At 57.3% G+C, this 24,001-nt stretch carries 16 protein-coding genes and 1 pseudogene; 6 read left to right on the plus strand and 11 right to left on the minus strand.

Annotated features, from left to right (window positions below; translation table 11 throughout):
- Positions 1-25: 25 nt before the first annotated feature.
- Entirely contained in the window at positions 26-2,404 is a 2,379-nt protein-coding gene (locus A3OW_RS0116155; protein WP_157385920.1) for a fatty acid cis/trans isomerase, read from the plus strand.
- Between the two features lie 60 nt (positions 2,405-2,464).
- On the opposite strand, the gene A3OW_RS0116160 is transcribed toward A3OW_RS0116155, so the two are convergent.
- The 7 genes from A3OW_RS0116160 to A3OW_RS0116190 form a co-directional block, all read right to left on the minus strand.
- A complete protein-coding gene (locus A3OW_RS0116160) occupies positions 2,465-3,637 on the minus strand; it encodes a multicopper oxidase domain-containing protein (RefSeq protein WP_020564486.1) in 1,173 nt (390 codons plus the stop codon).
- Positions 3,638-3,782: 145 nt separating this feature from the next.
- Positions 3,783-3,992: a DUF1289 domain-containing protein gene (locus tag A3OW_RS0116165; RefSeq protein WP_020564487.1), complete on the minus strand. Its 210-nt coding sequence runs from the start codon at positions 3,990-3,992 to the stop codon at positions 3,783-3,785.
- A 58-nt stretch (positions 3,993-4,050) separates the two neighbouring features.
- Complete coding sequence (narI, locus tag A3OW_RS0116170; RefSeq protein ID WP_020564488.1) at positions 4,051-4,728, minus strand: respiratory nitrate reductase subunit gamma; 678 nt, start codon at positions 4,726-4,728, stop codon at positions 4,051-4,053.
- A 12-nt stretch (positions 4,729-4,740) separates the two neighbouring features.
- A complete protein-coding gene (narJ, locus tag A3OW_RS0116175; RefSeq protein WP_020564489.1) occupies positions 4,741-5,445 on the minus strand; it encodes a nitrate reductase molybdenum cofactor assembly chaperone in 705 nt (234 codons plus the stop codon).
- A 5-nt stretch (positions 5,446-5,450) separates the two neighbouring features.
- Positions 5,451-7,067 (minus strand): nitrate reductase subunit beta, encoded by a 1,617-nt coding sequence (gene narH, locus A3OW_RS0116180; RefSeq protein WP_020564490.1) that lies wholly within the window; start codon positions 7,065-7,067, stop codon positions 5,451-5,453.
- On the minus strand, positions 7,064-10,831 hold the full coding sequence (locus A3OW_RS0116185) for a nitrate reductase subunit alpha (RefSeq protein WP_020564491.1): 3,768 nt from the start codon (positions 10,829-10,831) through the stop codon (positions 7,064-7,066). Before A3OW_RS0116185 ends, narH begins: the two co-directional genes overlap by 4 nt.
- A 113-nt stretch (positions 10,832-10,944) precedes the next feature.
- Positions 10,945-13,629: a nitrate/nitrite transporter gene (locus A3OW_RS0116190; protein WP_020564492.1), complete on the minus strand. Its 2,685-nt coding sequence runs from the start codon at positions 13,627-13,629 to the stop codon at positions 10,945-10,947.
- 549 nt (positions 13,630-14,178) lie between these two features.
- Between A3OW_RS0116190 and A3OW_RS0116195 the strand changes: the two genes are divergently transcribed.
- Both A3OW_RS0116195 and A3OW_RS0116200 read left to right on the plus strand, forming a co-directional pair.
- Entirely contained in the window at positions 14,179-15,366 is a 1,188-nt protein-coding gene (locus tag A3OW_RS0116195; protein WP_020564493.1) for an alginate export family protein, read from the plus strand.
- Positions 15,367-15,590: 224 nt separating this feature from the next.
- A complete protein-coding gene (locus tag A3OW_RS0116200; protein WP_020564494.1) occupies positions 15,591-16,040 on the plus strand; it encodes an Rrf2 family transcriptional regulator in 450 nt (149 codons plus the stop codon).
- 72 nt (positions 16,041-16,112) lie between these two features.
- Here the strand turns inward: A3OW_RS0116200 and A3OW_RS0116205 are convergent, their stop codons facing one another.
- Both A3OW_RS0116205 and A3OW_RS0116215 read right to left on the minus strand, forming a co-directional pair.
- Positions 16,113-17,138 (minus strand): 3-oxoacyl-[acyl-carrier-protein] synthase III C-terminal domain-containing protein, encoded by a 1,026-nt coding sequence (locus A3OW_RS0116205; RefSeq protein WP_020564495.1) that lies wholly within the window; start codon positions 17,136-17,138, stop codon positions 16,113-16,115.
- 795 nt (positions 17,139-17,933) lie between these two features.
- On the minus strand, positions 17,934-19,604 hold the full coding sequence (locus A3OW_RS0116215) for a bifunctional metallophosphatase/5'-nucleotidase (RefSeq protein WP_020564498.1): 1,671 nt from the start codon (positions 19,602-19,604) through the stop codon (positions 17,934-17,936).
- A 386-nt stretch (positions 19,605-19,990) separates the two neighbouring features.
- Here A3OW_RS0116215 and A3OW_RS0116225 point away from each other — a divergent pair, with 386 nt between their 5' ends.
- From A3OW_RS0116225 to A3OW_RS29135, 3 genes and pseudogenes are all read left to right on the plus strand, one after another.
- Positions 19,991-21,478 (plus strand): Eco57I restriction-modification methylase domain-containing protein, encoded by a 1,488-nt coding sequence (locus A3OW_RS0116225; protein ID WP_026223665.1) that lies wholly within the window; start codon positions 19,991-19,993, stop codon positions 21,476-21,478.
- Positions 21,475-21,842 (plus strand): annotated as a pseudogene (locus tag A3OW_RS29130) (BsuBI/PstI family type II restriction endonuclease); the annotation flags it as partial. The gene A3OW_RS0116225 and the pseudogene A3OW_RS29130, both read left to right, overlap by 4 nt.
- Positions 21,843-21,995: 153 nt before the next feature.
- Positions 21,996-22,427: a BsuBI/PstI family type II restriction endonuclease gene (locus A3OW_RS29135; protein WP_408605676.1), complete on the plus strand. Its 432-nt coding sequence runs from the start codon at positions 21,996-21,998 to the stop codon at positions 22,425-22,427.
- A gap of 76 nt (positions 22,428-22,503) precedes the next feature.
- Here A3OW_RS29135 and A3OW_RS0116235 read toward each other — a convergent pair whose 3' ends face one another.
- Positions 22,504-23,322 (minus strand): L,D-transpeptidase family protein, encoded by an 819-nt coding sequence (locus A3OW_RS0116235; RefSeq protein ID WP_020564502.1) that lies wholly within the window; start codon positions 23,320-23,322, stop codon positions 22,504-22,506.
- Between the two features lie 251 nt (positions 23,323-23,573).
- Positions 23,574-23,864, minus strand: a complete 291-nt coding sequence (locus tag A3OW_RS0116240) for a hypothetical protein (RefSeq protein ID WP_198291331.1) — start codon at positions 23,862-23,864, stop codon at positions 23,574-23,576.
- Positions 23,865-24,001: the final 137 nt, after the last annotated feature.

Below are 24,001 nucleotides of genomic sequence, written 5' to 3' on the forward strand. Positions count from 1 at the left end.
AGGATCGACAGTGATGAAATATCCGATGCTATTTGTTTTTCTCGTATTTGCCGGCTGCGCCTCCCTGGTTTACCAAACCAGGGACTGGGAAACGTTGTATGGCCCGGCCGCACCCAAACCTAGATTGCTGACGGAGGAAGAAGCCGGACAGGAACACCGGCAGAACAAGGTCTCTTTTTACCGGGACGTCAAGCCGATACTGGATTCCCGTTGCGTCGTCTGCCACGGCTGTTACGATGCGCCCTGCCAGTTGAAACTCGGTTCCATCGAAGGAATCGACCGGGGCGCCAGCAAAAACAAGGTCTACGACTTTGCCCGCCTGAAGGCCGCGGCCCCTACCCGGCTTTACATCGATGCCAAGGATACCGCCGGCTGGCGGCAGAAAGGTTTTTACCCGGTGTTGAACGAACGCCTCGATTCGGCAGAAGCCAATCTGGAGAATTCGATGCTGGCTCAGCTCATTCGGTTAAAACGCAGCCATCCGCAGCCGGTCTCGGGAAAGCTCGACGAGAATTTCGATCTCGAATTCGGACGCACGCTGCAATGTCCGTCGATGGATGAGCTCCCGAAATTTCAGCACGAGCATCCTCAATGGGGCATGCCTTACGCGATGCCCGGTTTATCACAAAAAGAAGAAATCACCCTGCTGCAATGGCTCCGGGAAGGCGCGAAAGCCGAGCCGCTGCCGCCTCTGCCGAACCGGTCCGCGGCCGCGGTCGACAAATGGGAGCGTTATTTCAACGGCCCGACCCCCAAACAGAAACTCGTGTCGCGCTATATTTACGAGCATCTGTTCATCGGGCATCTTCATTTCCAGGGCCATCCGGGGCAGGAATTTTTCAGGCTGGTACGCTCTCTGACGCCGCCGGGCCGGCCCATCGAGGAAATCAGGACGGTCCGGCCATACGACGACCCCGGCCCCGTCTTTTATTACCGGCTGAGGCCTGTGACCGAAACGGTGGTCGACAAGATTCATTTCGCTTACGAATTGAGCGACCGGAAGATGGAACGCTATGACGAATTGTTCTTCGAGCCGGACTATCCGGTCACCGGCCTGCCTTCGTACCGGCCCGAAGTCGCGGCGAATCCGTTCAGAGCCTTTATCGAATTGCCGCTTGAATCCAAATACCGGTTCCTGCTGGACGATGCCGAGTACTTCGTGAACGGATTCATCAAAGGCCCCGTATGTCGCGGCGAAATCGCCACCGAAAGCATCCGGGACCAGTTCTGGGTGGTCTTCACCCAGCCCGGTCATTTTTCTCCGAAAAAAGTGGCCGAAGCCCTGGCCAAAAACAACCAACTGCTGGGACTGCCCGGCGAAGAAGGCGACCGGATCGGGCTCTTGGGTTGGGCCAAGTACGATGCTTTCGGCAAGGAATATCTCCGGAAGAAAGATGCTTTCATCAATCTTCTTCTGGCCAAGGATCAAGGATTCGGACTGCCGAATATCTGGGACGGGGACGGCGATAATACCAACGCGGCGCTGACCATTTTTCGGCATTTCGACAGCGCCACCGTGACCCGGGGACTGATCGGCGCTACCCCGCTCACCGCGTGGGTCATCGATTATCCGATTTTCGAACGGCTGCATTACCTTCTGGTCGCCGGCTTCAACGTCTACGGCACGGCGGGGCATCAACTCGCCAGCCGGACCTATATGGACCTTTTGCGCCAGGACGGCGAAGACAATTTCCTGCGCTTCATGCCCGCGATGCAGCGGCAAACGATCTACGATAGCTGGTACCTGGGCAGGAACGGATTGCGCACGGCGGACGCCTTGTTCAGTATCGGTCATGAGACCCGGATCCGGTTCAGGACCACCGAGTATCAAAAGGAATTTTTCGACCAGGTCAGGGACAGGCTGGGCAAGGCGGCAGGACCTCTCGACGCCATGAATGATTGCCGGCAGGAAGACTGCGTCCGGCCGGGCACGACGCCCCGGCAACATCAGGTCGACCGCGAACTGCGCCGACTCGCCCGATTGCAGGGACTGGAACTCGGCGCCCTGCCGGAAATGTCCCTGCTGCGGGTTAAAACAGGCGAACCCGAAGAAGACCTGGTCTATACCCTGCTCGTCGACAAGGCCTACAGCAATCTGTCGAAACTGATCCGCGAAGGCTCCAGCCGGCTGCCCGAAAAGGACAAGCTTACGGTCGTTCCGGGTTTTGTCGGAAGCTATCCGAATTTCTTTTTCAGCGTGGAAAAAGAACGGCTGGGCGAGTTTGTCGATGCCATCCGCACCGCCCGGAGCCAGGCCGATCTGGAAGCTTTATACAGCCGGTTCGGCATCCGCCGCACCCATCCCGATCTCTGGCGCCAGTCCGACTGGTTTAATCAACAACATGAAAAATACCGGGGTCTCCAGGCCGGTCTACTCGATCTGAGCCGGTACGAGAATCTGTAATCCGGGCCTGTTTGCACGGCGTGCAATCGCCCGGACAATAAGGAAAATCAGCCGATTCGGTTAGAGTTTCTCTACGATCAATTCCGCCAGTGCGCCTTTGTCGATCGAGCGCGTCAGGCTGTGGTCGACCAGCAGATATTTACCGGGGACTTCGGCGGTAAATTCGATCATGACGGCCGAGCCTGGAGCGATCACGGTCGTTTGAACGTTATTCAGCGGCGGGTTGGTAAGCGCGCCTTCGGAATAAAGATTGTCGAAGATTTCGCCGATGACGTGAAAATTCGATGCAATGTGCGACCCCACGCCGACGAACAGCCGAATCTTTTCGCCCACTTTGGCTTTCATCGCGCGGTCGCCGCTCAGCGAACCGACCCGGCCGTTGAATAGAAAATACTCCGGTTTTTCATCCAGCAGTTTTTCTTTACTGAACGCCTGCAAACCTTTGTCGCCGAATTTGCCGGCCGTGTAAAACTCGCCCTGCATGATGTAAAACTCGCGGTCGACCCTGGGCAGGCCCGCTTCGGGCTCGACCAGGATCAGGCCGTACATGCCGTTGGCGATATGCGTCGGCGCATGCGGGCTGGCGCAGTGGTAGACGTAAATGCCGGGCCGGGTGGCCTGGAAACGGAAGCGTTTTTCTTCGCCCTGGCCGACCTGCGTCAACGGCGCGCCGCCGCCGGGGCCGATAACGGCATGGAGATCGATGGAGTGAGCCGAATGTCCGGCGGCGCTGTGCTCTGCCGAAGCATGCTCGTCGTGCCCCTGATGGACCGCGCCGGGTTTACCGTGGCTCAAGCGTATTTCGACCTGATCTCCGGCTCGCGCGCGGATGAAGGGAGCGGGCACCTTGCCGTTGTAAGTCCAGTATTGGTAAGTTACTTCCGGCATCATTTCGGCGACCAGTTCGTCGGTATAAAGATCGACGGCCACGAGCCGGGGTTCCTTCCGGTCAATCGGCGGCGGCAGATCGTCCGCCCGGCGGCCGATTTCATCGGTGGCGCAACCGGTGCACGGTTGTATTGCCGTCGGCGTCACCGCCTCGCCATGGCCGGACATGTCATGGCCTGCGTGGCTGGCGATTGCCGGGACGGCCACATTGTTGTGCCTGGCTTTTTCTGCCTGAACGGCGGCGTATTTTTTCGCCGTTTCCTGATACTTTGCTTCATCGGAGCAGCCCGTTATCAAGCTGGCCAGTGCGAGGATAAAAATGATTGAACCGCTTGACCGATTCATGGCATCTCCTTCTGTCGGATAGTTAAAAAGAGGGCGATTTCAAATGAAAGTCGAATGAAATCGCCCAGGCTGAGTGATTTTACGCCTCGAGGCGGACGGGCTGTTTCACGAAGAGTGGTTTGATACCTTCGGCGCCCTGATTTTGTTACGACGGATTCTGGAGTTTGCCGACGATGCTTTTCGCGATGAAACCGGCAAAGTCTTCGTAATTTTCATATTCCATCTTTTGGGCAAGCGCCACCAGGGCCTTGATCGATTTTTTCGTTTCGGCTATTTCTTCATGCGATCGGCCGCAACCTTCGCAATGGCTGCCTTGATCGGTGCATTGGCCCGGAATACAGGGATTGAATCTCATGACTGCTCCTCGTGGTGTTAATAAAATGGGTCTTGTCGTTCTTTAACCCGGTCCTGCCCTACCGTCTTCTGACCACCTGATAAGGCCGCATGACGTAACCCAGCGGCACGCTCCAGACGTGCACGAGCCGGCTGAACGGAAAAACCAGAAACAGCGTCATGCCGAAAAACAGGTGCAGTTTGAAGATGATGCCGACGTCGGCGACCAGATCGGCGGCGCCGGCCCGGAACGTGACGATGCGCTGCGCCCATTCGGACAGCAATAACATGTTCTGGCCGTCGCTGTGATAGAGCGAAATCGGCAGCGTCAGCAGCCCCAACGCCAACTGCACGGCGATCAGCAGCAGGATGAAAATATCCATGCGGCTGCTGGTGGCGCGGATGCGGGGATCGGTCAGGCGGCGGCGGATCAGGATGATGATCCCCTTCAGGCAAATGCCGCCGAAAACGCCGCCGGCGATCACTGCGAGAAGCTGTTTGGCGGAGGTCGATATGCCCAGCCCGTGATAGATCTCGGGCGGCGTCAACAGGCCCACGAAATGCCCGACAAACAGCAACAGAATCCCGGCATGGAACCAGTTGCTGCCGACTCTGAGTTCCTTTGCCCGCAGCAACTGGCTGGAGCCGGTGCGCCAGGTGTATTGATCGCGGTCGTAGCGCAGCGCCGAGCCGACCAAAAACACGACGATGGCGAGGTAAGGATAATAGCCGAATAAAAAAGTATTGAGATAATTCACAAGAACACTCCTTCAAAAAGAATGGTTTCGCGACTTCAGTTCGTCGCCGCGCCGTGTGAAGACAACCGGGCTTTCGGCGCGCGTCCCGGATTGACAGGCAGCGCCCGTGCCCATGAAGCTGACCGCTTCTTCTTCCCAGATGGCGTCCATGCGCGCAAGCGTCTGATCAGGCTCTTCGGAAGCGGCTTGCCGGCGAATGTCGGCCAGCGCTTCGGGCTCGCCGGCAAAACCGGCCAGGGCGTCGAAAACGGCCTGAAAGCCGCTGCAGCGCTCGCTTAAACGCGCGCCGAGAAGGCTCAGCACCGGCATCGCATCCTGCAGTAACTCGACGGCTTTGGCCGGCGTTTGCAGGGACAGAAATTCAAGAAACAACGGGATGTAGTCCGGCAGTTCGCGCGCAGCCATTGCAAAGCCCGAGGCTTCGTACATTTGCAGCAGATCGACCATCGCCTGGCCGCGGTCGCGCGATTCGCCGTGCACGTGTTCGAAAATGTGCAGCGACAGATAGCGGCCCCGGTCGAACAGGGCGACGTAGTTTTCCTGGAGCTCCAGCAGATCCTTGTTCCGATGGCTGTCGATCAGGGCCAGCACGGCGTCTTGATCGGCCGCCGGCAACAGGTTTTCGTCATTGACGACCGCGGCCATCTCGTCCAGAGCCGCCAGTGTTTCGGCCTCCGGATAACTTAACAACAGCGACAAAACTTTCAGCGTCAACATGGCGGTTACCTCCCTTTGGACGGTTCGGCGACGACCGGAATCCGGATCGGCGCGGCGTTGCGTTGCGTCGGATTCTTGCCGCCGAACAGATTGATTTTGGTGTTGCCGCCGGAGCAGCCGTTGCCGAAACTGAAGCCGCAGCCGCCTTTCTCGCCGTAAGCGTCGAAGGTGGTTCCGGCGTATTCTCGGTGGCTGGTCGGAATCACGAAGCGGTCCTCGTAATTGGCGATCGCCATGTAGCGGTACATTTCTTCCACTTGCGCCTGGGTCAGGCCGACACGGGCCAGGACCTCGGCATTTTCCACGCCGTCGACGCTGAGGCCGCGCATGTAGGCGCGCATCGCCAGCATCCGTTCCAGCGCCAGCGCAACCGGCTCTTCCTTGCCCGCGGTCAGAAGGTTGGCGAGATAGCGCACCGGAATGCGCAGCGAGCGCACGTCGGGAATGTCGCCGTCCATGCCGATCCTGTCGTTTTCGGCGGCGGCCTGGATCGGCGACAACGGCGGCACGTACCAGACCATCGGCAGGGTCCGGAATTCGGGATGCAGCGGAAAGGCGACTTTCCAGTCCATCGCCAGCTTGTAAACCGGCGACTCTTGCGCGGCGGTCAGCCAGGATTCCGGAATGCCGGCTGCGCGCGCTTCGGCGCGCACGTTTTCATCGTTGGGGTCGAGAAAAATATCCAGTTGCCGCTGATACAGGTCCTCTTCGGATTCGGTGCCGGCCGCCTCCATGATGCGGTCGGCGTCGTAGAGCAGCACGCCGAGATAGCGTATCCGCCCGACGCAGGTTTCCGAGCAGACGGTCGGCTCGCCGGCCTCGATCCTCGGATAACAGAAAATGCACTTCTCGGATTTGCCGGTCTGCCAGTTGTAATAGATTTTTTTATACGGGCAGGCCGAGACGCACATGCGCCAGCCCCGGCATTTGTCCTGATCGATCAGCACGATGCCGTCTTCCTCGCGCTTGTAGATCGATCCGCTCGGGCAGGCGGCGACACAGGTCGGATTCAGGCAATGCTCGCACAGGCGCGGCAGGTACATCATGAAGGTATTTTCGAATTCGCCGTATAGGTCTTTCTGCACTTGGTCGAAGTTGACGTCGCGCGAGCGCGAGGCAAACTCGGTGCCGAGAATTTCCTCCCAGTTCGGGCCGCCGTTGATCTTCTCCATGCGTTCGCCGGTGATCAAGGAGCGGGGTCTGGCGGTCGGCGGCGCAGGTTCCCTACCTGCTGCCGCACTTCCGCCCTCCCTGGCGGTCGGTGCCGCCTTGGCATCGGGCGCATGATGCAAATGCGCGTAATCGAAGTCGAAAGGTTCGTAATAGTCGTCGATTTCCGGCAGGTCCGGGTTGGCGAAAATATTCTTGAGGCTTTTCAGTCTGCCGCCCTGGCGCGGTTCGATCTTGCCGTTGATTTTCCGTACCCAGCCGCCTTTCCATTTGTCCTGATTTTCCCATTCGTTCGGAAAGCCGACGCCGGGCTTGGTTTCGACGTTGTTGAACCAGGCATACTCGACGCCTTCGCGCGAGGTCCAGACGTTTTTGCAGGTGATCGAACAGGTATGGCAGCCGATGCATTTGTCGAGATTCAGCACCATGCCGATTTGAGCGCGAATTTTCATTGTTCATCCTCGGTTTTCGTAGGGTGCGCATCGCGCACCGTTTCGGTTGGCGGGAAATCATCCAGCCAATCGACTTTGTTCATTTTGCGGACGATCACGAATTCGTCGCGATTGGCGCCGACCGTGCCGTAATAATTGAAACCGTAACTTTGCTGGGCGTAACCGCCGATCATGTGCGTCGGCTTCAGGGTCGCCCGGGTCACGGAATTATGGATGCCGCCGCGCGTGCCGGTCATTTCGGAGCCCGGCACATTGACGATTTTTTCCTGCGCGTGGTACATCATGGTCATGCCTTCCGGTACGCGTTGGCTCACCACCGCTCGGGCCACCAGGGCGCCGTTGACGTTATAGGCTTCGATCCAGTCGTTGTCCCGGATGCCGGCCTTGGCGGCGTCGATTTCGCTGATCCAGACGATCGGACCGCCGCGTGACAGCGTCAGCATGATCAGGTTGTCGCTGTAGGTGCTGTGGATGCCCCATTTTTGATGCGGGGTGATGAAATTCAGCACCACTTCTTCGTTGCCGTTGGGTTTTTGGCCTAATACCGGCGTAATTGTGCGCATATCGACCGGCGGCTTATAGACGCACAAGGTCTCGCCGAACGCCCGCATCCAGGCATGGTCCTGGTAAAACTGCTGGCGGCCGGTCAGCGTGCGCCAGGGAATGCGCTCGTGCACGTTGGTGTAGCCCGCGTTGTAGCACACCTTTTCGGATTCGAGACCGCTCCAGGTCGGCGACGAAATGATTTTGCGCGGCTGCGCCTGAATGTCGTGAAAACGGATCTTGTCGTCTTCGCGCGGCAGCGCCAGATGGGTATGGTCGCGGCCGGTGACTTTACTCAACGCTTCCCAGGCTTTCATCGACACCTGGCCGTTCGTTTCCGGCGCCAGCATCAGAATCACTTCGGTGGCGTCGATGTCGGATTCGATGCGCGGCAGACCCTGGCTGATGCCTTCCTCGGTCACCCGCCGGTTCAGGCTGCCCAATTGCCTGACTTCGTCTTCGGTGTTCCAGGCGATGCCCTTGCCGCCGTTGCCGACCTTTGTCATCAGCGGCCCCAGCGCGGTAAACATCTTGTAGGTGTTCGGGTAGTCGCGTTCGACCACGGCCAGATTCGGCATCGTCTTGCCGGGAATCGGTTCGCACTGGCCTTTCTTCCAGTCCTTCACGTCGAGGGGCTGCGCCAGCTCAGCAGGCGTGTCGTGCAGGGTCGGCACGGCGACGATGTCTTTTTCGACGCCGAGATGGCCTTCCGTCAGTTCGGAGAACTTCCGGGCGATGCCCTTGTAAATGTCCCAGTCGGAACGGGACTCCCAGACCGGATCGACCGCCTTGGACAGTGGATGGATGAACGGGTGCATGTCCGAGGTGTTGAGATCGTTTTTCTCGTACCAGGTCGCGGTCGGCAGCACGATGTCGGAATACAGGCAGGTCGTGGACATGCGGAAATCCAGCGTGACCAGCAGGTCGAGCTTGCCTTCCGCCGCCTGCTCATGCCAGACCACTTCGGACGGCTTTTCGCCGCCTTCCTGGCCCAGATCCTTTCCCTGCACGCCGTGTTGCGTGCCGAGCAGATACTTGAGGAAATATTCGTGCCCCTTGCCGGACGAGCCCAAAAGATTCGACCGCCACACGAACAGGTTGCGCGGAAAGTTCAGCGGGTTGTCCGGGTCTTCGCAGGACATACGCAACGCCCCGCTTTTCAGCCCGGCCACGACGTAGTCGACCGGATTTTGCCCGGCCGCCTCCGCTGCTTTGGTCACCTGCAGCGGATTGGTCTGCAATTGCGGCGCCGACGGCAGCCAGCCCATGCGTTCGGCGCGGACGTTGTAATCGATCAGGCTGCCCTGCCAGTCCTTGGGGTCGGCCAGGGGCGACAGAATCTCCCTGACCTGGAGTTTTTCGTAACGCCACTGGCTGGTGTGGTTGTAAAAGAACGAGGTGCTGTTCATCTGCCGCGGCGGCCGTTTCCAGTCCAGGCCGAACGCCAAAGGCAGCCAGCCGGTTTGCGGACGCAGTTTTTCCTGGCCGACGTAATGCGCCCAGCCGCCGCCGGACTGGCCGATGCAGCCGCACAGCATCAACAGATTGATGATGCCGCGGTAATTCATGTCCATGTGATACCAGTGGTTGATGCCGGCGCCCAATATCACCATCGAGCGGCCGCGGGTACGCTCGGCATTGTTTGCGAATTCGCGGGCGACCGCGATCACGTTCTGCCGTCTGACGCCGGTGATGCTTTCCTGCCAGGCCGGCGTGTAAGGAACGTTGTCGTCGTACGAAGCCGCGACGTGGCCGCCGCCGAGACCCCGGTCGATGCCGTAGTTGGCGCACAGCAAATCGAAGACCGTGGCGACCAGGATTTCGGTGCCGTCCGCCAGCGTGATTTTCTTGACGGGCACGTGGCGCCGCTGCACGGGCTCGTGCGCGGAATGCGTGAAATACGGGTGTTCGGAGCCGCCGAAATAAGGAAAGCCGACCGGCACCGCTTCATCGCGCCGGTCGATCAGGCTCAAGCAGAGTTTTACGTCTCGGCCGTCGCCCGTTTTTTGCTCGATGTTCCACTTTCCGCTTTCGCCCCAGCGAAAACCGATCGAACCGCCGGGCGGCACGATGCCGCCGCCGAGCTCGTCGAACGCGACGGTTTTCCACTCCGGATGATTGCTCTCGCCGAGCTGACCGCTCAAGTCGGATGCCCGAAGAAAGCGGTCCTGGACGTAACAGTCGCCCTGCCGCTTCAGCATCACCAGCATCGGCAGATCGGTGTTTTCGCGCACGTATTCGGTAAAATAAGGGCTTTGCCGGTCGAGATGGAATTCCTTCAGGATCACGTGCCCGAGCGCCATCGCCAGCGCGGCGTCGGTGCCCTGTTTCGGGTGCAGCCAGAGATCGGCGAATTTGCTGGCCTCGGAATAGTCGGGGCAAACCACCACGACCTTGGCGCCCTTGTAGCGGGCTTCGGTCATGAAGTGCGCGTCGGGCGTGCGCGTCTGCGGCACGTTCGAGCCCCAGAGCATGATGAAGCCTGAGTTGTACCAGTCCGCCGATTCGGGCACGTCGGTCTGCTCGCCCCAGGTCTGCGGCGACGACGGCGGCAGGTCGCAATACCAGTCGTAAAAGCTCATGCTGACGCCCCCGATCAGCGACAGATAGCGGCTGCCGGCGGCATACGAGACCATCGACATCGCCGGGATCGGCGAAAAGCCGATGATTCGGTCGGGGCCGTACTGCTTGGCGGTATAGACGTTGGCGGCGGCGATGATTTCGTTTACCTCGTCCCAGTCGGTTCGCACCAGCCCGCCGAGGCCGCGGCGGGATTTGTAGTCTTTGCTTTTGGCCGGATCTTCCACGATCGAGGCCCAGGCCTCGATCGGCGGCAGGGTTTGCCGGGCTTCCCGCCAAAGGCTGGCCAGGCGGCTGCGGATCATCGGATATTTCAGCCGGTTGGCGCTGTAGAGGTACCAGGAATAACTGGCGCCGCGCGGACAGCCGCGCGGCTCGTGATTGGGTAAGTCGGGCCTCGTGCGCGGATAGTCGGTTTGCTGGGTTTCCCAGGTGACCAGGCCGTTTTTGACATAAATTTTCCAACTGCAGGAACCGGTGCAGTTGACGCCGTGGGTCGAACGCACGATTTTGTCGTGCTGCCAGCGGAGCCGGTAGCCGTTTTCCCAGCTCCGATCTTCGCAGGTCACGAGACCGTGGTTGCCGGAAAAGGAGTCCACTTTTTTCTTGAAAAAGAGCAGACGGTCGAGAAGATGACTCATGAGTGTTACCTATTAGGGCTGTTCGGGTCAGGTATCAGCCGTAACCCGACGTTGTCTTCGATTGCCGGGTTACGGCTGACGCCTGACCCGGCCTACATTTTTAATTCATTGCGTTAGCAAGGCGTCACACTGGCCTTGCGGGCATAAAACCACCAGGTAATGCCGATGCAGGACAGATAAAACGCGATAAAACAATACAGAGCCACGTCGGGGCTGCCGGTCAGGCTGATGGCGGTGCCGTAGCTCTTCGGTATGAAGAAGGCTCCGTAAGCCGCAATCGCCGAGCTGAAACCGAGCACCGCGGCGGCTTCTTTCGCCGCGTCCTTTCTGGCTTGCCCCAGCGCCGCTTCGCCCCGGCCTTTGGCGGCGCACAAGCGTTCGGTCAGGAAAATGACCGGGATCATGCGGAAGGTGGAGCCGTTGCCGATGCCGGTGGTCAGGAACAGCAGCAGGAACATCGCCAGGAAGCCCATGAAACTGCCGCCGTCACCCGCGCCGGGCATAAAGTGCAGCACGCCGACGACCGCCAGATTCATCACCAGGAAATTCCAGAAAGTGACCCGGGCGCCGCCCAGTTTGTCGGCCAGCCAGCCGCCTACCGGCCGCGCCAGGGCGCCGACCAGAGGTCCGAGAAAAGCATACTGGGTCGGATTGGCCTCGGGAAACAGAATTTTGGTCAGCATCGGCAAGCCGGCCGAATAACCGATGAACGATCCGAACGTGCCGGTATAGAGCCAGCACATCAGCCAGGTATGCTTGCGTTTGAAGATGATCGACTGTTCCTTGAACGAGGCTTTTGCAGAAGCGATGTCGTTCATGCCGAACCAGGCGACGGCGGTCGACACGATAATCAGTGGCACCCAGATGAAGCCGGCGTTTTGCAGCCAGATCGATTTGGTGACGCCGTCCTTGACCCATTCCTGAGGCGCGCCGCCCCAACTGCCGAAGAGGCCGGCAGTGATCGCCAGGGGCACCACGAACTGCACCGTGCTGACGCCGAGATTGCCGAGACCGGCATTCAGGCCCAGCGCAGTGCCTTTCTTGCATTGCGGGAAAAAGAAGCTGATGTTGGCCATGCTGGAGGCGAAATTGCCGCCGCCGAAGCCGCACAGCAGGGCCAGCACCAGCATCAACAGATACGGCGTGTCGGGATTCTGTACGGCAAAGCCGATCCAGAGCGACGGCAGCAGCAGCGACGCGGTGCTGATCGTCGTCCAGCGCCGTCCGCCGAAGATGGGCACCATGAACGAATAGAAAATGCGCAGGGTGGCGCCGGACAAACCGGGCAGTGCGGTCAGCCAGAACAGTTCGTTGGTGGTGTATTTGAAGCCGATGCTGGGCATGTTGATGACGACCACGCTCCACACCATCCAGACCGCAAACGCCAACAGCAGGGCCGGGATGCTGATCCACAAATTGCGCGTTGCGATGCGTTTGCCGGTCTTCTCCCAAAAGCCCGGATCTTCCGGATTCCAGTCGGTCAGCACCAGGTCGGAAGGATAGCTTAACTCGGGCAGATAGGTCGATATTCTGATCAGTTCGGGAACGGCGCGGTGCTCCATGCGCAGGATCGCGAAATGCATCCAGACGAGCGCAATCGCAACCAGAACGAACAGCAGCATGAAACAACTGCTCCAGATGCCGGTCAGGTCGTTCAGCATGCCGAAGGTCAGCGGCAACAGGAAGCCGCCCAGGCCGCCGATCATGCCGACGGCCCCGCCGACGGCGCCGACGTTGTCGGGATAGTAGACCGGGATGTGTTTGAACACCGCGGCCTTGCCGAACGACATGAACAGGCCCAGGATCGACACGAGAAAAATGAATCCGGACGGTTGAATCGCCAGGCTGAACCGGATGTCGCCCTTGATGCCGTGCACTACGTAGTCGGTAGGCGGATAGGACAGGACGAACGTACAAATAGCTCCGACGATGAAAGTCCAGTACATGATCCGCCGGGCGCCGTATCGATCCGACAGCATTCCGCCCAATGCGCGAAAGATGCTGGCGAAAATCGAAAACGAGGCGGCCAGCATGCCGGCGGTTTTGATGTCAAACCCGTACGCTCCGACCAGATAGCGAGGCATCCACAACGCCAGGGCTACGAAGCCGCCGAATACGAAGAAATAGTAAATCGAAAAGCGCCAGACCTGGATGTTTTTCAGCGGCTCCAGTTGTTTTACGAACGAGGCCGGTTTGATGCCCGAAGCTTGTCTGGCCTTGAAGGCCGGTTCGTCTTCGGTGGAAAACCAGAAAACGATTGCCATCAGGATGAGCGCCGAAGCCCAGATCCAGGCGACCCAGTGCCAGCCCAGAGCGACCATCACGAACGGCGCAAGAAATTTGGTGACCGCGGCGCCGACGTTGCCCAGACCGAAAATACCCAGAGCGGTGCCCTGCCTTTCCTGAGGATACCAGCGCGAAACATACGAAATGCCGACGGCGAAGGAGCCGCCCGCGATGCCGACGCCGAGCGCTGCCAGCAAATACGTGGGATAGCTATTGGCGGCGGTCAGCAGCAAAGTGGCGACGGCAGCGGTCAGCATCACCGCCAGATAGACGATGCGGCCGCCGTACTGGTCGCTCCAGATGCCCAGGATCAGCCGGATCAAGGAGCCGGAAAGAATCGGCGTGCCGACCAGCAGGCCGAACTCGGTTTCGCTCAGTTTCAGTTCTTGCTGAATCTGCAGGCCGATGATCGAAAAAATGGTCCATACCGCAAAACACAGAGTAAAGGCGGCCGTGCTGATTCCGAGGGCTCGTGACTGCTGGTGGTGCGTAACGTTTTCAATAGCGGACATAAAAATCCTTTACTTATGCGCTAAAAAGGCTCGGACTTGTCAGGATGCTTCAGAGCCGATGGATTATCCCGTCATTCTCCGCCTGCGAATTAAATCCCTGCAAACGGATCTTCGAGATATAAAATATAAAAAGTTGTATAAAAAATATATCTTATACTATAGTATAAGTTGCATGAAAAATACAACTTTACTATAGTCTTTTTTTAGCAGCAGGCAAGAAACAACGACGAGGCAAAAGGAGGATTGACCTGCCGGCGCAGACAGAGGCGATGCTGGCCGGTGATTCAGGGAATTCGGCATTCGCTGGAAGCCCGTTGTTACTGTGGAAGTGTCTTGTCGGCGTGACAATGTTTGCGGATACGGTGAGAAGATTTAAAGCGGTTTTCATTATGAACAAGAATTTATCTTTCTTGTTTACCCTGAGAAAGCAAGTACCACGTAGAGTATAGAATATTATTATTGATAAGGAATTTATGTTAAAAATTAATGTATTAACCATCGGGTTGATGTCCGTTACCCTGGCCGGCCTCGCCGCTGGCGGCGGCCGATGTGACTCAAGAGATCGAAGACGCGCTGACTTTTTATCAGAAAAATAAAAACGGAGCGATTAAGGCCGATCTGAACTACCGCTGGGAAAACGTCGACCAGGACCAAGGAGGCAACCCCAATCCGAAAACGGCGAACGCGAACACGGCCCGGCTGAGGCTGGGCGCGCTGTCGCCGGTGCTGTCCGGTTTCCAGGGCTATGCCGAATTCGAAGGGTTGTGGGCGATGCAGGAAGACTACAACAGCCTGCGGAACAACAATAAAGCCTATTCGGTCGTCGCCGACCCCGAGAAAACCGAGCTGAACCAGCTCTGGATCAGCTATTCGGGCATCCCCGACACCGTCGTCAAAGGCGGCCGTCAACGGATCAAGCTGGACGACGACCGCTTCATCGGCAACGTCGGCTGGCGGCAGTTGGAGCAAACTTACGATGCGGTCCTGTTGACCCACAACAACCAGCAGATTTACGGTCTGACCGTCAACGCCGGCTTCATCGGCAACGTCAACACGTTCACCTCGACCACCGAAAACATCGATGCGCCGATTCTGAACGTCAACTACAAAGTCGGCGATTACGGCAATCTGGTGGCCTATGGGTACTGGCTGGATTACCGGGAAAAGGAGAATTTCGAAAAGTCGAGTCAGACCTACGGCCTTCGCTTCAACGGCGTCTCGCCCACCTTCTTCGACCATTACAGCCTGTTGTACACCGCCGAATGGGGCAACCAGCGGGACTACGGGCACGGGCCGACTAAATACGAAGCCGACCGGTTCAACTTCATGGGCGGCGTCAAAGCGTTCAACGTCACCGTGCAGGGCGCCTGGGAGCAGCTCAACGGCTTCGGCCCGAACAAGACCTTCGACACGCCGCTCGGCACCAACCACGCCTTTCAGGGCTGGGCCGACATCTTTCTGGTGACGCCGGCGAACGGCATTCGCGATGTGTTCGGCACCGTCAGCGTGGCTCTGCCCCGCTACGATACGGTCGTGACCGCGGTGTACCACGACTTCAGCGACGATACCGGGCAGCAGCAATACGGCAAGGAATGGGATTTTCAGGTGGTCAAGAAGTTCGGCAAGCATTATTCGCTGCTGGCCAAATACGCCAATTACAATGCCGACAGCGGCCTTGCCACCGCCAACAATACCGATACCCAGAAAATCTGGTTCCAGGCCAACGTCAGTTTTTAATCGGGATTTTTCCACCCTGGCGGCCCTTGGATGTTTAAGATATGGACGAGATTTCGCGTGGAACGTCTGGGATAGCGCAGAGCTTCATGAAGGATATTTGCTTGGCCAGTAATGCCCGGCTTGAGTTATAATCCCGGAAAACTGTATTGATTCGATACTATTGTCTTGAAGATGTATTCTCAATAACAGGTATACCATAGCCTTTTTTTCTAGAAGCGAGCATTATGCAACTGACCAGCTACACGGATTACGCGCTCAGAGTCATGATTTATTTGGCGGAGCTGTCGGGCAGGCAAGCCACGATTACGGAAATCGCCGAATATTTCGATATTTCCCGCAATCATCTGGTGAAGGTCGTGCAGCAACTGGGAGGCAAGGGTTTCATTAAAACCACGCGGGGAAAAGGCGGCGGCTTAACATTACAGCGGCCTGCGGACACGATCATCGTGGGAGACGTCGTACGATCGATGGAAAAACGTTTTTACTGGGTGGAATGTTTCAATCCCGAGCATCAGCATTGCCGATTGCTGCCCCGTTGCCGCTTGAAGCATCTATTGGACCGCGCGGGACATGCTTATTTGCAGGTGCTGGACAACGCGACGCTGGCCGATTTGGTAGCGCAAAACACCACTGTTGCCCCGGTACCTGAAGGCTCGCCCGAAAAAGTGAAGTAGACGATTCCGCGAACGCCCGGCCTGAAGTAGACCGGGTATCGACGTGACAAGACGCAGCCATCCGGGACGCGTTTAAAGCCACTGGAGGGTCAGCGCGGCCCAGGAAAATCCCGCGGCACTGCTGGCCAGAACCACGATATCGCCGGAATTGACCTTGCCCGCTTCGAGGCTTTTCGCCAGTCCCAACAGCGTGTCCGCGGGGCCGAGATGGCCCAGTTCGGGTAGCGTGACCAACGTTTGCTCTTCCGTCAAGCTCAGCGCCGCCAGGATTTGCAGGGCCAGGCTTTTTTTGACTTGATTGGTTAACAGCAAGCGGACGTCATCCAGCCGGCAGCCGCTTTTTTCAAGAGAGGCCCTGACGACCAGTTGGTAATTCTTAAGGTACAGCTCCGAAAAAATACGGTTAAGTTCTTTGGGATTGTCGACGTTCAACAAATGATGCGCGCCGTCGGCGCCTTCGGGAGCGCGGGTGCCTCCTGAGGGAATTTTCAGAAAATCGGCGAGAGAGCCGTCGGTCATGCCGTGATAGGCGAGTATCCGGTTCGACTGCTCCCCCTTTTCGAGCACCACGGCCGCCGCCCCGTCCGCCATGACAAAAGTGGAAAGGCAGTCGGGGTTGGCGTAATTGAGCAGATGCGACAATTTATCGCTGCAAACGACCAGCGCATGGCGGTAAGCGGAATCGGTCAGTAGCATATTTCGGCATATATGAATGCCGAGGTTGCCGCTGTTGCAGAAGTTTCTGATTTCGAAGGCGAAAGCGCCGCGGGCGCCGATGGCATCCTGAATTTTGGCGGCCGGCGACCAGAAGCGGTAATCGTAATCGCCGGCGCCGCAGTAGGCGATCAGATCGATGGCCGACGGCGGAACGCCCGCTTTCCCGATGGCATCGAGAGCAGCCCGGACGCCCATCTCGCTCGGATGCTCGTCCGCGCCGGCCACGGGCTTTTGCACGATGCCTATTTCTTCGACGAAGACCGACGCCGGAATACCGCTCAGTTCCGCCATGTCATGGCCGGTCATCACTCCGCCCGGAAGGTAATAACCGATCGCTTTGATGCCTACATATTGCGTATCCATCGGGGAGTCGAAATCCATAAATTCACCTGATTTTGTGCTCTCTGCCCAACTTGAGTTCGGGAGGATCTTGCCGGTCCCGGTCAACTGCGGCTATTCTCCCGGTTTTTCCGGTTAACTTCCAGAAGTAACTTTTGATCGTGCCGCTTTGACGCTTGTTCAACGCCCCGGAGGCCGTGTCTCCGGTTCGGCGTCCGTTGCAACGAAGCTTGATATTCTTGCAAAGCTTCTCCGGCCGTGTACTCGCCTCCCCGGCTCTTTCACTTCGCGCGCCGGGCGCGCACGATCGTTCCCTGACAGTTTATTAACATGGAGTGGCCGGAAGGCATACAGCTTGGGTCTTTCGGCAAGCTCGGGACGAAAGGGATTGAAATTTTAGAGGGCTTGATCAAGCAAGATCAGGAAGCCGTTATGCCCGTCCGGTTCAGGATCAAGATACGGGTTGCCTGGGAGGAATGCGAAAGAGCTGTTGTTAATCGTGAAAAGCCGCTCGGGATGAGATCATTTCAGAAAGTATTGTAGGGCACGAGCATTGCGCACCGCACCCTACAAAAAATACCAATCCATGATATATAAGCATGAGGAATATCTAACAATACAAATGAGATGCGGGTTCAATGCGGTGAGAGGCGTATGTGAATCGCCGATTCCATTAAACCCACGTTTTAAAACTAGCAATAAAACGAATTTTGTCAAGTTTCGGGTCTCGATTTTTTTTTAAGTTTTGTACGATTTTTTATCGATAGCTTCGGCCGCCCGCCATCGAGCCCGGATGATCGGCGTAAATGCAGGGTTGGAATCCTATGTTATTTTTTGTTAGGGAGAGATCCGGCTAATCCGGGCCAAAGGTCCCGGAGACAGAGGCGAGAAGGCTTTCAGGTAAGCCTCGAAAGCGTCCGTATCGACGGTTCCGACCAGACGCTGAGTGCCTTCGGTAAATACGGTGAAATTATCGCCGCCGTCGGCCAGAAAGGAATTGACGGTGACGCGGTAGCTGCGGGCATTGTCGAGGGGCGCGCCCCCAAGCCTGATGTTCGATATTTTACGGCCTTTGGGCGCAGTCTCGGACCAACTGTAGGAGAACCCCTTCGACACCTGGAGAATGGTCGCCTGTCCGGAGGCCGGATTGTCGAACTGCTGTTCGAGCACCGCCTTGATCTGCGCGCCGGTGAGGGTCATCGTCACCAGATTGTCGCCGAACGGAATGACCGCGAACATTTTGCCGTAGTTGACTTCGCCCGGCCGCTCGCCGCCGGTGGGGGCATACAGCAGATCTGCGCGCAGGCCGCCCGGATTCGTGAAGGCGACCGAGTTCCTGTCCAATCCGGCCGGAGCCGCGGCGTACAACTGGCTGTCGGCAATGACGTCGCCCAAAGCGGATTCGCCGGCGGCATTGCGGCGGCGCGTGATGTCCGCAGTGATCGAGCCGATGCTCCGCCTAGCCAGAGGCGAGGCAATGACCTTGTATTTTTCGATCAGCGCGGTAATGGCGCCGTCTTTCGGAACATCGCGGGTGACGATCGTGTTATTGGCAACGATGCCGACGATTTCTCCGGTGCCGCGGTCGAGCGTCAGGTCGATGTCGGTCAGCAAACGCCCGTAGGAGGCCGCGCTCGTCACCAGCTTGTTGCCGAGAACGCAGTTATAGGCTTTATGGGTATGGCCGCTGATCACCACGTCCACTTCGGGATCCAGACGCTGGACGATGTCGACGATTGCGCCGGAAAGACCCGTGCAGCCGTTGTAAGGAGCGGGCGCCGGTTGGGCGCCGCCCTCATGGATCAGGACGACGATGGCTTTTATGCTCTGGGTCTTCAATCGAGGCACCAGCGCGTTGACCGTCCCGGCCTCGTCGAGAAAGTTCAATCCGGCCACGCCCGACGGCGAAACGACGGTCGGCGTGCCCTTCAGCGTCATGCCGATAAAGGCGATTTTTACGCCGTCGAAAGAGCGGACTTTATAGGCCGGAAACAGCGGGCGGCCGTTGTCCTTCCGGATTACGTTGGCGGCCAGATACTGAAAATCCGCCCCGGCAAAACCGTCGCCGTCCAGGCAATCGTCCTTGGCATGGCAGCCGCCTTTGTCCATGCGCAGCAATTCCGTCATGCCTTCGTCGAATTCATGGTTGCCGACCGCGTTGAAGTCCAGGCGCATGCGGTTGAAAGCCTCTATGGTCGGTTCATCGTGAAAGAGCGCGGAAAGCAAAGGACTGGAGCCGATCATGTCGCCCGCCGAAACGAGCACCGTATTCGGGTTGAGCGCCCGGAGGCGTTCGATGTGGGTCGCCAGATATTCTCCGCCGCCTGCGTCAACGCTTCCGATACGGCCGGACGATCCTTCCGGCGGCTCCAGACGGCCGTGGAAATCGTTCAGAGCCAGAATCTGAACGTTCACTTTTCCGGAGTATCCGCAGGAAGCCAGCACAAGCGGCAGAGCCGCAGCACCGATCAATCTCATCCAGACGGTAAAAAGTTTCTTGAGTTTCAATTGATGTTTCTCCTGTCGCGGCCGAGGCGCTCAACCTGAAATTTTATCATTCCTGGCGATCGTCCGGATTCCAAAAGAACGGACTGACCTGGCCGCTTCGAATGACTGTGCGTCGCGGAGCGCTTTCATGCAGGTTTTTTAATTCGGGAAAAGACTTTTCGATGAAGCGGAAACTCGGGAAACCCGGCATCATCGATACGAAGATAACTGCCAACCCCAAGATGAATCGGATAGAGGCCGGAAATCGTCGGCCCGCCCATTGTAAAACCGGGGTTATCTTTTTTAAAAAATTTAGCGTCGAGGTTTCATCCTTGACAGTGAAATAGAAAAAACTGTACGTTAAACGGATCCATTTGATCGGTTATGGCGTACTAAGGAGCCTTCTATTGTTGTCAACAGTTGAGCAAAAGAGGCTGCAACTTTCCAAGAACACCGAAGCAGAAAAAAAATCTCGATTCGGTCAGTTCCTGACACCTGAAAGGACGGCGGCATTCATGGCCAGCCTTTTTCCCGATGGAACCGGGCATTGCCGCTTATTGGACGCCGGAGCCGGAATCGGGTCGCTGTCGGCCGCTTTTCTAGACAGGTGGAGATCAGGCGGGTTTCATTTTCAGCGGGTGGAAACGGATGCGTTTGAGCTTGATCCGGCCTTGATCCCTTATTTGTCAAATACGCTTGAGAAATATAATCATAAAGGCGATTTTGCCGCTCATATCCATGAAGAAGACTTTATTCAGACGGCCGTGGAATCGCTTTCCGGTGATTTATTTTCATTAAAAGCTCTTGGCAGTTATACTCACGCGATCCTTAATCCGCCCTACAAGAAGATCAACAGTAATTCAGCTTACCGGCTTGCATTGCGTCGGGTCGGTATTGAGACAGTCAATCTTTACTCCGCCTTTGTGGCACTGGCTGTAGCTCTCGCGGCACCGAGAGGACAGATCGTAGCCATCGTCCCGCGCAGTTTCTGCAACGGTCCGTATTACCGTCCGTTCCGAAACTTTATTCTTGAGCGCGCGGCCGTCCGCCACCTGCACCTGTTCGGGTCGCGCACCAAAGCATTCAAAGATGACGAGGTGCTGCAGGAGAACATCATTATCCGTCTTGAGTGCGGCAGTCTGCAGGGACTGGTGACGGTTTCGACTTCGACCGACGATACCTTTTACGACCTTACTTACCATGAACACCCGTTCGACAGAATCGTATGCCCGGATGATCCGGCGCGATTCATTCACGTGCCCACGTCGCCCGAGAAGAGTGCCATTGAACTGTCACCGGCGATCCGCTATACGCTAGCCGACCTTGGCGTTCACGTGTCGACCGGTCCTGTGGTGGATTTCCGATTAAAAGAGCACCTGCGCGACATGCCGGAACCAGGCGCGGTTCCCTTGCTGTACCCCGGCCATTTCAGCGGTGGCGGCAGCACATGGCCTATCAAAGGCATGAAAAAGCCCAACGCCATCATGCGCAACGCGGATACTGAAAAGTGGTTTTTTCCGATGGGCTTCTATTGTGTGGTGCGGCGTTTCTCGTCGAAGGAAGAGCAACGTCGCGTCGTAGCAAGCGTGGTCGAGCCTCGCGCTTTCGCTCACATCCCTGTGCTTGGCTTCGAGAATCATCTGAACGTATTTCACATAAACAAGCATGGCTTGCCTGAAGCCATGGCACGAGGATTGGCCGTATTTCTGAACTCGACAGCCGTCGACGAGAATTTTCGGCGATTCAGCGGACACACCCAGGTGAATGCAACCGACCTCAAACTGATGAAATACCCGAGCCGAGACGCTCTGATCCGGCTGGGCGAATGGGCCATGCAGCAAGAAGAACTCACGCAGATCATGATGGACGCCAAGCTGGGAAGCCTGACCGGATGAACAATAAAAACGACCATATCAAGGCCGCGCAGCAGATCATTATCTCCTTGGGCCTGACACGGGCGCAGCAGAACGAACGTTCCGCCCTGTGTCTGCTGGCTTTGTTGAATCTCAAACCGGGCAAGTCATGGGCTGACGCAGAGAATCCGCTTATGGGCATCACGCCCATTAGGACTGGGCGAGAGATTATTACGGCAAGGAGTATGCACCGAATACTCGTGAAACGATTCGGCGGCAGACCATGCATCAATTTTGTGATGCGGGCATTGTGCTTTACAATCCTGACAAGCCCAACCGTCCCGTCAACAGCCCCAAGGCCGTTTATCAGATCGAACTCGCCGCCCTGGCCGTGCTGCGCACTTTCGGCACGACGCATTGGCACAGCTATCTCACCGGCTACCTGGCCGAACGGGAAACGCTAATCGCTCGCTATGCCAAGGAACGCGAGCAGAACCGTATTCCGGTTGAGATCGCTCCGGGCAAGCATATTACTCTTAGTCCAGGCGAACATAGCGAGCTGATCCGGGACATTATCGAAGATTTCGCTTCGCGCTTCGCTCCGGGCAGTATGCTGATCTATGCCGGGGATACGGGCGATAAATGGGGTTATTTCGATGCCGCCCTGCTGGCCGGGTTGGGCGTCGAAGTCGATTCCCACGGTAAGATGCCGGATGTCGTGTTACTGTATACCGAGAAAAATTGGTTGCTATTGGTGGAATCCGTCACCAGCCACGGACCGGTCGATGGCAAACGTCATGCCGAACTTGCCAGGCTGTTTGCAGGGTCGAGCGCCGGCCTGGTTTATGTCACCGCCTTCCCGAATCGGGCAGTCATGAGCCGAACTCTTTCCGAAATCGCTTGGGAAACTGAAGTATGGATGGCTGACGCTCCGTCGCATCTGATTCACTTCAATGGGGAGCGCTTTCTTGGGCCCTATCATGCGCCCTGATATGCAGGAGCTTTCTCCCCTTCCGACAGAGGATGAAAATTTCTCCAGTCCGCTAGTCCGATTGCCTTGAGACCGGCTAAAAAGCGCCGGTCTTTACCGATTTCCCGCCCGACGACAGCGCCAGTATTTCGCGGGAGATCAGCGAATAAAGCTCGGGAGTCCAGGGCGGGAGGTCTTCGGAGTCGACCTGGAGCGGATAGACCCTGGGATCGTGCGGGGCGATCACGACTTTCACGTTTTCGGCACCCACTTGCGCGGCGAGCACGAACAGTTCTTCTATCGCTTCGTCGCCCATGGCCAGGCAACCGACGGATGCGGCTTTACCGTGGATGAAAATATCCGAACCGGGATTGGCGCGTCTCTCCTGCCAGGCATGAAGGAGGTCGAATTCGTTGGGATAATTCAGTTTGATCGATAAATGATAATGACTGTTCGGATTCAGTCCCGCGATACGGTAAACCCCTTCCGGCACCTGCCGATCGCCCTGGCGCAATTTGGGGCCGGCCTCGCCGCTGGCGGCCAGGATGTAGTAGTCACGGATGAGTTGAAAATTGCCGTTGTCTCTGGCCCACAATTCCAGCTTCTTTTCCTGTTTCAAGGCGATGAAAACGACTTCTTTCGGAGGATAGGAGACCTCGGCCTCGGCGAAATAATAGCCGAGTTTATCTTTCACTCGTTCGCCGTACACTTGCAGAGTATCCTGCACGGTCCATTGACCGGGCGGCGGCGGAAGGTAATACATCTTCCGGTCGCTCTGAGCCTGGAGCGGAGGCTGGATCCGGGGTTTGAGAGCGGCGGGACGGCCGGCCGTAGCGGTGACGGGTTTGTGCCCGGAGCAGGCGCCGAGCAATCCCGTCAAGGCCAGGCCGGCAATAATTCTGGCTGTCGATTTCATAATAGGCACTGGAAATGAAACGGAAACCGGCATAGTTTAGGTAAAATCCTCCCGTGTCTGCAAGTTCGAGGGCTTTCGCAAGGGCGGTGGAATGGGCTGCTCATCGTCTTGAACGAAAAGTATGGAACTTGAGCTTTGACGAGTTCCGGCCAATTTGAAAAATCAATGCGACGCGAACCGATCGACTGCGAAATGCCCGTTTTCAGAAGCTTGAAATTAAATTTTTCAGGATGACTCAAAAGACCGGCGGTTCAGACGATATGTTCCCAGTCTATTTTGCCGGGCATCGGGCGTTCGGTCTCCGCTCCGGTGTCCGGGGGCGCTACCGCCTCCGGACATTGTTCGATAGGTTTCGTCTCGTTGACCAGATAATTTTTGGCGTCGCCGGCATCTTTTGCCTGGGCTTGTCTTGCGGCCTCCAGATCGGGATAGCGGGCCTTGCCGACGACGCCCCACAAGGCAAGAATCATCAGCATCATCGACAACAAAGGCGCAGACACCATTACAAATTTGATGAGCCCGAACATCAGCCGTCTAGTCACGATTACACCCTCCTGCAAGCCTGTAGATCATTACAACCCGAACGAGGCAAAAAAATCAAGTGCGGATACCGAAAATCTCCAATAATTAACAAGAATGCGTCCACAAGAAAATTCAACGTCTGTTTGTACATAGAGTA

It is taken from the genome of Methylosarcina fibrata AML-C10 (genome assembly GCF_000372865.1).
GTDB classification, from domain to species: domain Bacteria; phylum Pseudomonadota; class Gammaproteobacteria; order Methylococcales; family Methylomonadaceae; genus Methylosarcina; species Methylosarcina fibrata.

What these genes read in the sequence shown, in the direction of transcription:
- A3OW_RS0116155 (WP_157385920.1), top strand. Translation starts at nt 26, where the DNA reads ATGCTATTTGTTTTTCTCGTATTTGCCGGCTGCGCCTCCCTGGTTTAC.
- A3OW_RS0116160 (WP_020564486.1), bottom strand. Translation starts at nt 3,637, where the DNA reads ATGAATCGGTCAAGCGGTTCAATCATTTTTATCCTCGCACTGGCCAGC.
- A3OW_RS0116165 (WP_020564487.1), bottom strand. Translation starts at nt 3,992, where the DNA reads ATGAGATTCAATCCCTGTATTCCGGGCCAATGCACCGATCAAGGCAGC.
- narJ (WP_020564489.1), bottom strand. Translation starts at nt 5,445, where the DNA reads ATGTTGACGCTGAAAGTTTTGTCGCTGTTGTTAAGTTATCCGGAGGCC.
- narH (WP_020564490.1), bottom strand. Translation starts at nt 7,067, where the DNA reads ATGAAAATTCGCGCTCAAATCGGCATGGTGCTGAATCTCGACAAATGC.
- A3OW_RS0116185 (WP_020564491.1), bottom strand. Translation starts at nt 10,831, where the DNA reads ATGAGTCATCTTCTCGACCGTCTGCTCTTTTTCAAGAAAAAAGTGGAC.
- A3OW_RS0116190 (WP_020564492.1), bottom strand. Translation starts at nt 13,629, where the DNA reads ATGTCCGCTATTGAAAACGTTACGCACCACCAGCAGTCACGAGCCCTC.
- A3OW_RS0116200 (WP_020564494.1), top strand. Translation starts at nt 15,591, where the DNA reads ATGCAACTGACCAGCTACACGGATTACGCGCTCAGAGTCATGATTTAT.
- A3OW_RS0116205 (WP_020564495.1), bottom strand. Translation starts at nt 17,138, where the DNA reads ATGGATTTCGACTCCCCGATGGATACGCAATATGTAGGCATCAAAGCG.
- A3OW_RS0116235 (WP_020564502.1), bottom strand. Translation starts at nt 23,322, where the DNA reads ATGAAATCGACAGCCAGAATTATTGCCGGCCTGGCCTTGACGGGATTG.